Here is a 14,290-nt window from a genome sequence, read left to right on the forward strand (position 1 = left end):
TCGAAAAATCCTTTCTGCGTGGAGTAAGCCGGTCTTAGTTGCCGAGCTTTGCCATTATCTGGGGGGTGATAGCATCGACGGTAAGGCCGAAATGCCTGAATAGGTCTTCAATCGGTGCCGAGGCGCCGAAGCTGTCGATACCGAAACGCAGGCCGTGACGGCCGGTATAGCGTTCCCAGCCGAAGGTCGTTCCGGCTTCGATCGATACGATCAGCGCGTCGTCGGGCAGGATATCGGCCTGATATGCGGCAGTCTGTTCATCGAACAATTCGGTCGAGACCATCGAGACGACGTCGGCACCATGGCCGGCGGCTTCGAGCTTGTCGGCAATTTCGATCGCGAGCGATACTTCGGAGCCGGTCGCGACAAGCACGACCTTGCGGGCTGCCGACGCATCGCGAAGACGATAACCGCCTTTCAGGCAAAGATTTTCGGTGACGTCATGGCGCAGCGGCGGGAGGTTCTGACGCGTCAATGCGAGCAGCGACGGCCGGCCTTCCTGCGCGAGCGCGAGCGCCCAGCATTCGGCGGTCTCGACTGCATCGGCGGGGCGCAGCACGAGCAGGTTCGGCATCGCGCGGAGCGACTGGAGATGCTCGATCGGCTGGTGTGTCGGACCGTCTTCGCCAAGCCCGATGCTGTCGTGTGTCATCACATAGACGACACGCTGCTGCTGGAGCGCCGAAAGGCGGATCGCCGCGCGGCAATAGTCCGCGAAAACGAGGAACGTACCGCCATAAGGCACGACACCGCCGTGGAGCGCCATGCCGTTCATCGCGGCCGCCATGCCGAACTCACGAATACCGTAATAGATATATCGGCCCGAATAATCGTTCTTCGTCAACGGCTTGGTCGACGATGTTTTGGTATTGTTCGAACCCGTCAAGTCGGCGCTGCCGCCCACGAGCGCCGCGATATCGGCCGTCAGCGCGCCGAGCGTATTTTCAGACGCCTTGCGCGTCGCGACCTTCGGTGGTTCGGCAACGAGGCCGTCGATATAGGCCTTGAAGGAGTCGCCCGGAACGATCTTGCCGCTCAGGCGATCTTCAAATTCACTTTTCTTTTCGCTGGTTGCGAGGCGATTATTCCATTCGGCGTGAAGCGCCTTGCCTTTTGCGCCGAAGGCAGCCCACGCCGATGCGATATCGGCAGGAATGTCGAAGGGCTCGGCGGTCCAGCCGAGTTCCTTGCGCGCTGCGGCGATTTCGTCGGCGCCGAGCGGAGCACCGTGCGTCGCCGACGTGCCCTGCTTGTTCGGCGCGCCGAAACCGATGATCGTACGGCACGCGATCAGCGACGGGCGCGGATCGCCGAGTGCGGCGTCGATCGCACGGCGGATGTCGACGGGATCATGCCCGTCGCAGCTTTCGACATGCCAGCCGGTCGCGGCATAGCGCGCTGCGATATCCTCGCTCGTCGACAGGTCGGTCGCCCCGTCGATCGTGATCTTGTTATCGTCCCACAGCACCGTCAGGCGGCCCAGCCCGAGATGGCCGGCGAGGCCGATCGCCTCGTGATTGATGCCTTCCATCAGGCAGCCGTCGCCCGCGATCACCCAAGTACGGTGATCGACGAGATCGTCACCGTAGATTGCGTTGAGATGGCGTTCGGCGATCGCCATGCCGACCGAAGTGGCCAATCCCTGCCCCAGCGGCCCTGTCGTCGTTTCAACGCCCTCAAGTTCGAAATTCTCGGGGTGTCCGGCGCAAGGGCTGTGCAATTGGCGGAAATTGCGGATGTCGCCGATCGTCGGCCGCGCATAGCCCGCAAGGTGCAGCGTTGCATAGGCAAGCATCGAGCCGTGCCCCGCAGACAGAACGAATCGGTCCCGGTCCGCCCATTTCGGATCGACCGGATCGAATTTCAGATAGTCGGAATACAGGACGGTGGCGACATCGGCCATGCCCATCGGCATCCCCGGATGGCCGCTGTTTGCGGCCTGTACCGCATCCATCGCGAGCGCTCGGATGGCGTTGGCAAGCTGACGTTCAGGCTGTGTCATCGGTCCCCCGGAAATGGCTGGCAGGTGCCGGACGCGTAGAGACTCCGGGCGTCCGGATCGGATGCGCACAGCCCTTTGCGGCGGCGGGGTCAGGAGTCAACCGCCCGCGACCGAAAATCCTCGCATTTTGGACTGCGAGGGCAATTGCACGCCCCCTCCGGCGCTGCTACCTCTTTCGCCATGGAACTCGATCTCGACGAATCCAGCCTGGCCATCGGCCGTATCGAACGCGCGCTGAGCCGCATCGAAAAGGCTCTCGCCGACCGGGCAAACCGCCCTTCTCCCTCCATCGCTGCCCCCGCCGCGGACCAATCGGCGCTGAAAGCGGAGGTCGCCGCCGTGATCGGGGAACTCGACCGGCTGATCGCGGAGGCCGATCGTGGCTGACGTGAAACTCATGATCGCCGGACGCCCCTATGACGTCCACTGCGCCGACGGCGAGGAATCGCAGCTGCTCCAGCTTGCAGCGGTCGTCGATGAAAGAGCCCGCGGCATTCAGGGCGGAACCGAGGTTCGCCAACTGCTTTTCGCGGCATTGATGCTGGCCGACGACGCCCAGGAAGCGAAAGGCCGGATCGAGAAGGCCGAACCCCAATCCGATTCGCTCCGCGCCGCAGTCGCGCTCGCCGAGAGCCGCGAGGCAGCGACGCGTGATGAACTGCGCGCCGCGGTGGCCCGCGAACAAGCCGCGCTCAAGGAACTGGAGACGGCACGCCAACCCGTATTTGCGACGGCAGTGGCAAAGGATTCGTCGAACGACCGCGCACTGCTGCAGATCGCCGACCGGATCGAGGCATTGGCGGCGAAAGTCGAACAAATCCCTTGAGCGCGCGCATCGCCGCGCACGCAACCCCTTGAGCCGTCACTCCGGCGCTCCTACATAGGGGAAGGCGGGTACTGCCCGGCACGAGCTTTTGCGAAAATCCCTGAGGCGATACATCATCCTAGGGGGCTGTCCCTGCCCGGACCCTGGTCCGACGTATATGGTCCCCACCTGACGTTACTGGCGTCAGAGGAGTTTCCAGCAAACGACCTCGGCGGTCCCGCCAACCGAATTCACGCAGGGCAGGACCCTTGGCCCCAGAGGAGGCGATGACCGACTTGTCCGCCGATCTGGTCCAGCAAAAGCGGAAGTTGCGCGAAAAGCTGCGCTTTCGGCGCAAGCATTTCGCAACGAATCTCGACGGGATGGCGCAGCTTTCGGCGTTCCGCGCGCTGCCCGCGCCGCTATCCGAACGCCTCGCCGGTCACGCCGTCATCGGCGCCTATGTCGCGTGGGGCGACGAACCCGACATCCTGCCGATGTTCGCCGGCGTCGCCGAAGCTGGCGCACTCGCCCTGCCCCACCATGCCGCCCGCATCGACGCGATGGACTTTCGCCGATGGCGACTGGACGAACCTTTGGTGAAAGGACCGTGGAGCACGCGGCAGCCCGCAGACGATGCGGCGCTGGCGATACCTGACCTCATTTTCTGCCCGCTCGTCGGCTTCGACCGCGCGGGCGGCCGGATCGGTCAGGGGGGCGGTCACTATGACCGTTATTTTGCCGCGCATCCCGAAGCGCTGCGAATCGGCATTGGCTGGTCTGTACAGGAAATCGACGCTACGCCGCGCGAATCGACCGACGTCGCGCTCGACGCGATATTGACCGAACAAGAATTCATCCTCTGTGGAGACCGTCTGTGAACCAGCTTCCCGCCGACCCCAAGCCAAGCTGGCGCAAGCCTGCCGGCATGCTGCTGATTCTGTTGTTGATCGCGGTGTGGACGGGGATCGTCGTCAACCTCTCGCCCTGGGTCGGGACATGGCCGGTGCTGGTGCAGGCGATTTTCTATCTGGTTGCAGGGATCGTCTGGATCCTGCCGCTGAAGCCGCTGCTGCGCTGGATGGAACTGGGACGGTGGCGCGGCTGAAAAGCCGCGCCAACCCACAAGATTTCGTCGCTGAAATCATCCCAAGACGCGGTGGCCATTCCATCCGGAAAAGGAAGGAATGGCGCGAGTGACGGGGCTCGAACCCGCGACCTCCGGCGTGACAGGCCGGCACTCTAACCAACTGAGCTACACCCGCGTGTGCTTGGGAGCCGCGCAAATATGGCGCTCGCCCCGACCTGTCAACCGTCGCTTTCATCCTGTGTGCGATTTAATCGATCACGTACATCGTCGGTGGTCGTCAGCGTGCCATGTTCGAACAGGAAACCGGCCAGATCGGGCGTTCCGGTCGATGCGAGCACGGTCTGCAAAATCAGCAGCAACGGCACCGCGAGCAACGCGCCCGGCGTCCCCCACACCCATCCCCAGAAACTCAGGGACACGAGAATCAGCAGCGGATTGATCGTCAGCCGTTTGCCGAGCACCAGAGGCGTGATCAGATTCGCCTCGACCAGATGAACGCCGATGAAGATCAGCGCGGGCAACAGCGCGAGCCCCACGGCATCGAAGGTCATCAGCCCGCCAAGGCCCAGCAGCACCGCGGCGACGATAGGCCCCAGATAGGGCACGAAATTGCAGATGCTGACGATTCCGCCCCACATGAAGGGCGACGGCATGCCGAGTGCCCACAACAGGAGCGCCACCGCCAGGCCTAGGACCGCGTTGATCATCGTGATCGTCGCCAGATAATCGGCGGTCGCGTCGACGACATTCTGGATCACGCGTGCGGTCTGCATGGCCCCGTCGAAGCTGCCGCGCCGGCGGATCGTCCCTTTGCGCAGGCGCGTCCAGCCGGCGAGGAAGAAGAAGATGACGAGCACGGCGAAGAAGAGCTGGATCGCCGCGCTGGGCGCCGACGAGATGAAATAGTCGACGACCGAGGTCGGTGCCGTGGCCGCGACCGCCTGTGCGGTGGCTTCGGTCCCGCTGGCCACCGACATCAGCGTCCGGTCGACGAAGCGTTGCAGCGTCGAATAAAAATCGATGAGCGGCGCGAGATTGCTCTGGATGCGCGGGATCGATTCGGGAATTCGCGCGAACCAGCCCGTCGCGGGCACGACGATGATCGCGAGTGCGGCGTTGATCAGCGCCAGAAAGGTCGCGAGCGCAAGAAAGGCCGCGAGCGCCGAAGGCATGCCGCGCCGTTCAAGCCACTCGAGCAGAGGCACGAGAGCAATCGCGATCACGATCGCGGCCGTGAGCGGCAAAAAGAATTCGGCGCCGGCCTGCAGGGCAAAGGGCAGCCCGAGACAGAAAGCGGCGCCGAGAATCAGCGCGAGCGCGGCAAGCAGCCGGTCGCGGCGGAAATCGTCTATCTCGATCTGGTGCAGCGGATTGACGCGCGACGAACGCCCATCCTTGCTGCCCCGGTCGTCCGCCACCCCTGCTCTCCCTTGTTAACCGCCTCATCTTACGCGCGCTTCACTCTTCGCGCCAGTCGCCCCTTTTTGCGACACATCACCCCTCTCCCTGTCCCGATCCGGGCCAAAATGCTTTCTTCTTCCTGCTTTTTAACCAGAAATTACCCTTTGTCGGCGACTTACGGCTCCAAGGACCAACCTGTTCGGAGTCAAAGTGATGATGAAAGCGCCTGTGGGGGGCGCGAAGCATCAGCTTCTTCCCTCTTGCTCGACATTCGCCCTGCTGGCCGCGCTCGCGCTGCCGGGGCAGGCACACGCCGCCGGCACACGTGCGGGCTCCACCATCAGCAACACCGCCAGCGCGAGCTTCGATACCGGCGGCGGTACGACAACTGTGGATTCAAATCGCGTCGACCTGCTCGTCGACGAACTGCTCGATGTCACGGTCGATTCGGGCAATCCTGCCGACGTTCCGACGACGCCCGGCGCCACGGGTCAGATGCTGACCTTCTCGGTCACGAATAACGGTAACGGGGTCGAAGCCTTCGGCCTCACGACGATCGCCAATGCGGGCGGCGACAGTTACGACCCCGTCGTCACGCAAATCTACCTCGACAATGGCGACGGCCTCTTCGACGCCAGCACCGACCCGCTATATACGCCGGGCGCGAACGATCCGTCGCTCGATCCCGACCAGAGCGCCACCATCTTCGTGCTTGCGACGACACCGGGAACGGTGGTCGACGGCAATCGCGGCATCGTCAGCCTCGTCGCGGCAGCGAAAACCGGCACGGGCACGCCGGGTTACAGCTTTGCGGGTCAAGGCGAAGGCGGCGGCGACGCCGTCGTCGGCTCGACTGGCGCCGACGGGCAGGATGCCGGGGCGTATATTGTATCGGCCGCGACGGTGACGCTCGTCAAATCGGCCATCGTGACAAATTCGCTGAACACCGCGGATCCGGTCCCGGGCGCAACGATCACCTATACGATCGTTGCCACGGTTGCCGGCAGCGGATCGGTCAGCGGCCTCGCGATCACCGATAATATTCCGGCCGACACCAGCTATGTTCCGGGCTCGATCACGCTCGGCGGCAGCGGGCTGTCCGATACGACCGACGCCGATGCAGGCGATTATAACGGCACGCGGATCAATGTGGCGCTCGGCACCGTTGCCGGCGGCCAGACCCGCACCGTCACCTTCCGTACAACGATCAATTGATGGAGATGCGCATGCGTAACGCTCTTTTCCTTTTGCTCGCGACACTTGCGCCGGGTCCGGCGTTCGCCGCGAACCAGGTCGCGCTCGACAACGCCGTGTTCGTCGAACGCGTGTCGACCGACGCGCAGGGAAAGCAACGAATCCTGCTCGAAGAACCCAAGGTTGTCGTTCCCGGCGACCGCCTCGTTTTCGTGCTCAACTACCGCAACGCCGGCGCGCAGCCGGCCGACAAGTTCGTGATCACCAATCCGATGCCGTCGGCTGTCCGCTTTGCGGACGCCGGCGACACGCAGTCGCTCGTTTCGGTCGACGGCGGCAAGCAGTGGGGACTGCTTGCCGACCTCAGCGTTCCGATGACCGACGGCACGCGCCGTCCGGCGCAACCCGCCGATGTCACGCACGTCCGCTGGGCTTTCCAGAACCCGATCCCGGTCGGCGGAACGGGCAAGCTCATGTTTAGGGGAGTTGTCAAATAGCGAATGAATAAAGCCGCTTGACGGTTGCCAGCGGTGGGGAAACGGCAACCAGCATAAAGCCCAGGAGCTCAGCTATGACCAGCAAGCTGACTTATATGGGTGCCATCGGTCTGACGGCGCTTTCGAGCGTCGCCGCCACGCCGGCCTTTGCCGCCGGCACGACCGCAGGCACCACGATCACGAATACCGCCACTGTCGACTATCAGGTCGGTGGCATCGCGCAGGGACAGCAGTCGGCATCGAATAATTTTACCGTCGACCGCAAGATCAACCTGCTTGTCGAAGAAGTCGGCACGGTGACGACCACGGTCGTTCCCGGACAGACGAACGCCGTCACGACGTTCCAGCTGACCAACAGCTCGAACGAGACGCTCGATTTCGCGCTCGTCGCGTCCCAGATTGCGGGCGGCACCACCGCGCATGGCGGAACCGACACGTTCGACGCGACCAATGTCCGCATATACCGCGACAATAGCAGTACGGGTACGGTCGGTAGCTGGGATGTCGGCGATACGCTGCTCACCGGCTATGTCGATGAACTTGTCGTCGACACGGCAATCCGCCTGTTCGTGGTCGCCGACATTCCGGCGGCTCTCGCGAACAACGCGGTTGCCGGCGTCACGCTGCGCGCCACCGCGCGTGAAGGCGGCCTCGCGGGTACGCAGGGTGCGACGATCACCGAGACCACCGGCGCGAACACCGCGGGCAAGGACACGGTCTTCGCCGATATCGCTGGCGTTACCGGCGATGCCGCGCGCGACGGCTCGCATAGCGATAACGACGATTATACCGTTCAGACAGCAACGCTGGCGGTCACCAAGACCAGCCGCGTCATTTCGGATCCGTTCAACAATACGACGAATCCGAAGCTGATCCCGGGCGCTGTGGTCGAATATTGCATCGCAGTCGCCAACAGCGGCGGCGCTGCGGCCGCCTCGGTCGTCATCAACGACCCCGTTCCGGGGCAGTTGACGTTCAGCGCAGGCACCATCCTGCTGAACGGCACGGTCACGGCGGGGACATGCAACGCCGACGGCGCTGCCGGCGGCAGCTATGCCGCGCCGAACGTGTCGGGGACAATCGCGACGATCGCGGCGGGCGCCACGCGCACGCTCGTCTTCCGCGCGACCGTCAACTGATCGCTTACGGACGGAGCAGCGGGTGACGCCCGAAAACCGTCTCCCGCTGCTCCTTTCGGGGCCGATATGGCACGCCGCACGAAATTTTCCGGCCTTGTGACCGCGCTGGTCGCGGCAGCGTTGCTGCCCGCGATACCTCCGGCGCGCGCGCAGGTGATCACGAACACGGCCTCGGCGCAGTGGACGCAGGACGGGCAGCCCGGTCAGGCGCTGTCGAACCGCGTCGATGTGGCGGTCACCGCCCGTCCGCCCGAGCGGCCGACGATCACCACCTATCGCCTGACCGACGGTGGCGGCAACAAGTCGGTAGCGCTCGCACCGACGCAGTGCAGGCGCACCAATGGGCGCGATGCGACCAGCACGATCGATCTGGGCGGCGTCTATGAAGGCATCTCGACCGCCCCGGCCTCGCTGCAAAGCACCGGCAATTTCCGCGCCGGCGAAGTGCTCGTCGTCGGCGCCACGTTCGCATCGGCCAATGCCGATCCGCAGGCGCGAGACACGCTGCCTGTTGTCCTCGAACTCGAAAATGGCGACCGCGAGGCGATCATCCTGACCGAGACCGCGGACAACAGCGGCGAATTCGTCGGTATCATCAACACGATCGGCGTCCCGCCTGCCGTGGTCGCCGGCGATTGTCGCCTGTCGGTCAATCCCGGCGCGCCGCTGACGTTGCGCGTTATCGAACAGGCGAATGCCAGCCTGGTCGCGCTCGCGACGATCGACTTCCTCGTCGATCCCTTCGGCATCGTGTTCGACAGTGGCGACGGCGCGCCGGTCGGCGGCAGCCGCGTAACGCTCGTCGACGCCGCGACTGGCCAGCCCGCACAGGTGTTCGGCGACGACGGGATCTCGACCTATCCGTCCAGCGTTCTCACCGGGCAGAGCGTGACCGATTCGGGCGGCACCACCTACAGCTTCCCAGCAGGCGACTATCGTTTTCCTTTTGTCGCGCCGGGCACCTATCGCCTGATCGTCGCGCCGCCCGCACCTTACACCGCGCCGTCGACGTCCAGCCCTGCCGCGCTCGCCGGGTTGCGCCGCCCCGACGACGGCCAGCCGTTCGAGATCACCGGCGCGAGCTATGGCGATCCATTCACGCTGAGCAGCCCCGCGCCCGTCCGCGTCGACATTCCCGTCGACCAACCCGGCCTGCCGCTCGTCCTGCGGAAGACGACTTCGACGCAGGTCGCGGTGCCCGGCGACGTGATCCAGTATCGCATCGAGGTCTCGAACCGCGACACGCGCCGCAACACCGGCGCCGTAACGGTCCGCGATGTGCTGCCCGCCGGTATGCGCCTGCGCGCCGATACGGTGCGGATCGATGGGGTGCGCGCCGATGCGGTTGTCGAAGCCAATGGCCGCGAGTTCGCGGTCACCCTGCCCGGCATCGCGGCGGCACGGTCGGCACTGCTCACCTATCTGGCCGAAGTTATTGTGTCGGCGCAGCCGGGCAATGCGCTCAACCGCGCCACCGCCACCGACAATCGCGGCGCACAGAGCAACATCGCCGAAGCGACGATCGCGATCAAACGCGACCAGCTTGGCGACCGCATGACGATCATCGGCCGCATCACTGACGGCGGATGCAGTGTGAATCCGGGCAAGGCTGATGGCATCATGGGCGTCCGCGTCATGCTGCAGGACGGCAGCTACACCGTCACCGACGAAGATGGCCGCTATCATTTCGAGGGCGTGCGTCCCGGCCTGCATGTCGTGCAGATCGATCCGTCGACCTTGCCGCTCGATCGCGAGACGATCGATTGCGCGCGCTCGACGCAGAGCGCCGGCAGCCCGATCTCGCGTTTCGTCGAAGGCCGCGGCGGCGCGCTGAAGCGCGCCGACTTCCGGGCCGCTGCGAGCACTCCGCGCGCCGCACCGAACAAGGTGACCATCGAAGCGCCCAAGGTGCTCGGCGATCCCGATGCCGCCGGCGCCAACCGCGACTGGCTTGCGGGTCAGGCGCCCGGCATCGGCTGGCTCTTCCCCGACACGGATCACAACCCCCGCGCCAAGGCGATCCGCGCCGCAATCAAACACGCGCCGGGCCAGACGGTCTCGCTCCGCATCAACGGCAAGCCCGCCGACGCACTGACCTTCGAAGGCGTGAGCAAGTCGGCCGACGGCAGCGTCGCCGTCAGCCTGTGGCGCGGTCTCGAAATCCGCGAGGGCGAGAACCGCCTTGTCGCCGAAGTGAAAGATGCGGGCGGTGGGGTCGTCGAAACGCTCGAACGCACCGTCCATTACTCGATTACCCCGATGCGCGCGTCGCTGATCCGCGAAAAGTCGGTGCTGGTCGCCGATGGCGTCACCCGCCCGGTGATCGCGGTGCGCCTGACCGACCGCGACGGCAAGCCGATCCGGGCCGGGCTGACAGGCGACTTCAGTGTCCCGGCCCCCTATTACCCGGCGATCGAAGCCGATGCGCAGCAGGCGCGCCAGCTCGCCGGTCTCGAACGCGCGCAGCCGGTGTGGAAGGTCGATGGCGACGACGGCATCGCCTATATCGAACTCGAGCCGACGACCGCGTCGGGTACGCTCGCGATGGATTTCACTTTCCGCGACGACAAGGTGACGCGCAAGCAGACGATCGAAACCTGGCTCGATCCGGGCAATCGTCCGTGGACGGTGGTCGGCTTTGCGGCCGGCACGCTGGGTTACAACACGCTCGACGACCGGATGGAGCCGGTGGCCGAGACGACGGGCGACCTCGACGCCGACGCGCGCCTCGCGCTTTATGCCAAGGGACGCGTGCGCGGCAAATGGCTGATGACGCTCGCCTATGACAGCGACAAGGACAAGGACGACGCGCGTTTCGGCGGCGTGATCGATCCGCGCGCCTATTACACCATCTACGCCGACCGTAACGAGACGCGCTACGACGCGGCATCGGTGCGCAAGCTCTACCTGCGGCTCGAACGCCCGCAATTTTATGCGATGTTCGGTGATATCGAGACGGGGATATCGGAACCCGAGCTCGCCCGCTACCAGCGCGCGCTCAACGGCGGCAAGGCCGAATATCGCGGCCGCAATGTAGCCGCAACTGCCTTCGTCGCCGACACCCCCTACCGCTTCCGCCGCGACGAGATCCAGGGCAACGGTCTGACCGGCCCGTACCAGCTCGGCGCGAAAGACATTTTGCCGAACAGCGAACGGATCGTAATTGAAACGCGCGACCGGCTGCACAGCGAGCGGATCGTCAACAGCGTCAGCCTGTCGCGCCACGTCGATTACGACATCGACTATCTGTCGGGCACGATCCGCTTCCGCGAGCCGGTGCTCAGCCGCTCGTCGAACCTCGATCCGCAGTTCATCGTCGCCGAATATGAGACGGGCGGCGTCGGCCAGCGCGTGCTGAACGCCGGCGGCCGCCTCAGCTATCAGTCGAAAGACGAGAAACTGCGCGTCGGCGCGACCTTCATCCACGACGAGGACGGCAACGCCAGGACTAACCTCGGCGGTGTCGACTCGCGTTATCGCCCGACGATCGAAACCGAAGTTCGCGCCGAATTCGCGTTCAGCGATGCCAAGGCGACCAACGGCAGCACGACCGCCGACGGCGCCGCAAAGGCTTGGCTGATCGAGGCCGAGCATCACAGCAGCAACGCCGACTTCCTCGCCTACGTCCGCGAACGCGAAGCCGGTTTCGGCACCGGCCAGCTCAACAGCAGCGAGAATGGCACACGCAAATTCGGTTTCGATGCGCGCGTGAAAGCCAGCCGCAACCTGTCGGTCACCGGCAGCGCTTGGCAGGAAGATTATCTCGACACCGATGCACGCCGCCGTGCCGCGCGCGCGCTCGTCGAATATGACAATGGCACCAGCGTCGCGCGCGCCGGGCTGACGCACGCCGACGACCGCCTGACCGACGGCAGCCGCAACCGATCGAACATCGTCCAGCTCGGCGCGACGCAGCGGCTGATGGGCAAGCGCCTCGAACTCGACGCACAGACCGAATTCGCGCTCGGCGGCAAGGACGCCAGTGTCGATTTCCCGACGCGGCACCGCCTCGGCGCGCGCTACGCGATCAATCGCGACGTCAATCTGGTCGGCAGCTACGAAATCGCCGACGGCGACACGATCAAGGCGCGCACCGCGCGGCTCGGCTTCGACCTGACGCCCTGGTCGGGTGCGCGGCTGCTCGCGACCGCGAACCAACAGGAGATCGGCGAATATGGCCCGCGCAGCTTCGCAGCCTATGGCCTGTCGCAGTCGCTGAAGCTCGGCGAACGCTGGTCGGTCGATATGTCGATCGACGGCAATCGTACGATCGGCGGCATTCGTGCCGGCGATGTGCTCAATACCGAGCATCCGGTGGCGTCGGGCGGTTTCCTCGGCGGCAACGGCACGCTGACCGAAGATTTCCTCGCGATCAGCACCGGCGCGACCTGGCGCGCCGACCGCTGGACGCTGACGGGCCGCGCCGAATATCGCGACGGCGAACTCGCCGACCGTTACGGCCTGACGCTCGGAGGCCTCCGTCAGCTCGGCGAGGGCCGTGCATTGGGCGCACTCTTCACCTACGCCAAGGCAAGCGGCGCTGGCACCGCGCCGACGACCGAAGTGATCAACTTCGAGATGAGTTGGGCGCACCGCCCGGCGGCATCGCGCATATCATGGCTCAACAAGAGCGAATTCCGCTCGGACAAGGTCCGCGATGCGGCCGCAGGTGAAGCCGGACCGATCGGCGGAACATTGACGATCGACGGCGACGCGACAAGCCGCCGCCTGCTCAACAGCCTGTCGGTGAACTGGACCCCGCTCGGCGATCGCGGGTTCGGCGACGGCTGGAACGAGCGCGCCGAAATCGCCTTTTTCTGGGGCACGCGCTATAATTTCGACCGCTTCGGCGCTGATGACGTGAAGGGCTGGTCGAACCTGATCGGCGCGGACTTCCGCGTGAACCTCGGCGAACATGTCGATGTCGGTGCCTCGGGCACCGTGCGCGTCGGGACCGACGCCGATACGGTGAGCTGGGCGGGCGGCCCGATGGTCACGCTGGCGCCGATGACGAATGCGAACATCACCTTCGGCTATAATTTCGCGGGCTTCCACGACCGCGATTTTGAAGACGCGCGCTTCTCGCGCTCGGGCGCCTATGTGACCTTCAGGCTGAAGTTCGACCAGACGAGTTTCGCGGGGCTGGGGCTGTAGCACTGCCCTGCGCATAGCGAAGCAATCCGGGGGCGCCCACTGCCCCGGATTGCTTCGTCGCTATCTCAGTCCGCGAACAGCAGCACCGGCGTCTCGATCAGCTTCTTGAGCGCCTGCACATAGCTTGCCGCATCCCAGCCATCCACCACGCGGTGGTCGCAGCTGATCGACAGATTCATCAGCTTGGCGCGGCGAATCTCGTCGCCGGCGAACACCGGGCGTTCGACGATCTTGTTCGGGCCGATGATCGCGACCTCGGGGCGGTTGATCACCGGCGTCGTCGCAATGCCGCCGAGCGGGCCGAGCGAGGTGACGGTCAGCGTGCCGCCGGTCAATTCCTCAACCTTTGCCTTGCCGGTGCGCGCGGCTTCGGCGAGGCGGGTGATCTCGCTCGCGAGCTGCCACACATTCTTGTCCTGCGCGTCGCGGATCACCGGGACCATCAGGCCCGCATCGGTCTGAGTCGCCATGCCGAGATGCACCGCGCCGTAACGCGTCACCACGCCGCCCTCGTCGTCGTAGCGGGCGTTGATCATCGGGAACTGCGGAATCGTGCGGCAGATCGCCACGATCAGGAAGGGCAGCATCGTCAGTTTCGGACGGCCCCCACGGTTGGCGTTCAAATCCGCGCGCATCTCTTCGAGCGCGGTGACGTCCATTTCCTCGACATAGGTGAAGTGCGGGATCGCGCGCTTCGAGGCCGCCATATTCTCGGCGATCTTGCGGCGCATGCCGATGACCTTGATCGGCTCGTCGGCGCGTGCGCGGCTGGCGCCGGGGGCGTGATAGCCCTGTCCGCCGCTGTAGCGGAGGAAGGCGTCGAGATCGGCGTGACGAAGGCGGTCGCCCTCGGCCTGGACCTGCGAGAGGTCGACGCCGAGATCTTTGGCGCGGGCGCGAACGGCGGGCGATGCCAGAACCGACTTTCCATGATCGACGACGGCAACCGGCGCGGGGGCAGGAGCCGGAGCGGGTGTCGGCGCGGGAGCTGCAACGGGCGCAGGCGCA

11 protein-coding genes and 1 tRNA gene are annotated in these 14,290 nt (G+C 65.2%); 8 read left to right on the forward strand and 4 right to left on the reverse strand.

What is annotated here, in order from left to right; all coding sequences use genetic code 11:
- Positions 1-34 precede the first annotated feature (34 nt).
- Positions 35-2,002 carry a transketolase gene (gene tkt, locus VN047_RS07700; protein WP_325541537.1) on the reverse strand — a complete coding sequence of 656 codons (1,968 nt, stop codon included), beginning with the start codon at positions 2,000-2,002 and terminating at the stop codon, positions 35-37.
- Between the two features lie 180 nt (positions 2,003-2,182).
- Here tkt and VN047_RS07705 point away from each other — a divergent pair, with 180 nt between their 5' ends.
- The 4 genes from VN047_RS07705 (at position 2,183) to VN047_RS07720 (ending at position 3,915) form a co-directional block, all read left to right on the forward strand.
- Positions 2,183-2,389: a hypothetical protein gene (locus tag VN047_RS07705; RefSeq protein WP_325541538.1), complete on the forward strand. Its 207-nt coding sequence runs from the start codon at positions 2,183-2,185 to the stop codon at positions 2,387-2,389.
- Positions 2,382-2,828, forward strand: a complete 447-nt coding sequence (locus VN047_RS07710; protein ID WP_325541539.1) for a cell division protein ZapA — start codon at positions 2,382-2,384, stop codon at positions 2,826-2,828. Before VN047_RS07705 ends, VN047_RS07710 begins: the two co-directional genes overlap by 8 nt.
- A gap of 266 nt (positions 2,829-3,094) precedes the next feature.
- Positions 3,095-3,688 (forward strand): 5-formyltetrahydrofolate cyclo-ligase, encoded by a 594-nt coding sequence (locus tag VN047_RS07715; RefSeq protein WP_325541540.1) that lies wholly within the window; start codon positions 3,095-3,097, stop codon positions 3,686-3,688.
- The gene (locus tag VN047_RS07720) at positions 3,685-3,915 is read left to right on the forward strand and encodes a DUF2842 domain-containing protein (protein ID WP_325541541.1); all 231 of its coding nucleotides are present in this window, start codon (positions 3,685-3,687) and stop codon (positions 3,913-3,915) included. Before VN047_RS07715 ends, VN047_RS07720 begins: the two co-directional genes overlap by 4 nt.
- An 80-nt stretch (positions 3,916-3,995) precedes the next feature.
- Here the strand turns inward: VN047_RS07720 and VN047_RS07725 are convergent.
- Positions 3,996-4,072: transfer RNA gene (locus VN047_RS07725), tRNA-Asp, on the reverse strand.
- Positions 4,073-4,115: 43 nt separating this feature from the next.
- A complete protein-coding gene (locus VN047_RS07730; RefSeq protein ID WP_325541542.1) occupies positions 4,116-5,315 on the reverse strand; it encodes an AI-2E family transporter in 1,200 nt (399 codons plus the stop codon).
- A gap of 196 nt (positions 5,316-5,511) precedes the next feature.
- Here VN047_RS07730 and VN047_RS07735 point away from each other — a divergent pair, with 196 nt between their 5' ends.
- The 4 genes from VN047_RS07735 to VN047_RS07750 all read left to right on the forward strand — a co-directional run bounded on the left by VN047_RS07735 (position 5,512) and on the right by VN047_RS07750 (position 13,282).
- Positions 5,512-6,513 (forward strand): hypothetical protein, encoded by a 1,002-nt coding sequence (locus tag VN047_RS07735; protein WP_325541543.1) that lies wholly within the window; start codon positions 5,512-5,514, stop codon positions 6,511-6,513.
- Between the two features lie 11 nt (positions 6,514-6,524).
- A complete protein-coding gene (locus tag VN047_RS07740) occupies positions 6,525-6,989 on the forward strand; it encodes a hypothetical protein (protein ID WP_325541544.1) in 465 nt (154 codons plus the stop codon).
- 74 nt (positions 6,990-7,063) lie between these two features.
- Complete coding sequence (locus tag VN047_RS07745) at positions 7,064-8,128, forward strand: hypothetical protein (protein ID WP_325541545.1); 1,065 nt, start codon at positions 7,064-7,066, stop codon at positions 8,126-8,128.
- Between the two features lie 66 nt (positions 8,129-8,194).
- Positions 8,195-13,282: a hypothetical protein gene (locus tag VN047_RS07750; RefSeq protein ID WP_325541546.1), complete on the forward strand. Its 5,088-nt coding sequence runs from the start codon at positions 8,195-8,197 to the stop codon at positions 13,280-13,282.
- Between the two features lie 65 nt (positions 13,283-13,347).
- On the opposite strand, the gene VN047_RS07755 is transcribed toward VN047_RS07750, so the two are convergent.
- Positions 13,348-14,290: dihydrolipoamide acetyltransferase family protein (locus VN047_RS07755; RefSeq protein WP_325541547.1), on the reverse strand; the 943-nt coding region annotated here is incomplete at its 5' end.

Origin of the sequence: Sphingopyxis sp. (assembly GCF_035565275.1) — a bacterium.
Classification (GTDB): Bacteria; Pseudomonadota; Alphaproteobacteria; order Sphingomonadales; family Sphingomonadaceae; genus Sphingopyxis.

Coding starts and splice junctions, on each gene's coding strand:
- tkt (WP_325541537.1), bottom strand. CDS start 2,002: ATGACACAGCCTGAACGTCAGCTTGCCAACGCCATCCGAGCGCTCGCG.
- VN047_RS07745 (WP_325541545.1), top strand. CDS start 7,064: ATGACCAGCAAGCTGACTTATATGGGTGCCATCGGTCTGACGGCGCTT.
- VN047_RS07705 (WP_325541538.1), top strand. CDS start 2,183: ATGGAACTCGATCTCGACGAATCCAGCCTGGCCATCGGCCGTATCGAA.
- VN047_RS07735 (WP_325541543.1), top strand. CDS start 5,512: ATGATGAAAGCGCCTGTGGGGGGCGCGAAGCATCAGCTTCTTCCCTCT.
- VN047_RS07715 (WP_325541540.1), top strand. CDS start 3,095: ATGACCGACTTGTCCGCCGATCTGGTCCAGCAAAAGCGGAAGTTGCGC.
- VN047_RS07740 (WP_325541544.1), top strand. CDS start 6,525: ATGCGTAACGCTCTTTTCCTTTTGCTCGCGACACTTGCGCCGGGTCCG.
- VN047_RS07750 (WP_325541546.1), top strand. CDS start 8,195: ATGGCACGCCGCACGAAATTTTCCGGCCTTGTGACCGCGCTGGTCGCG.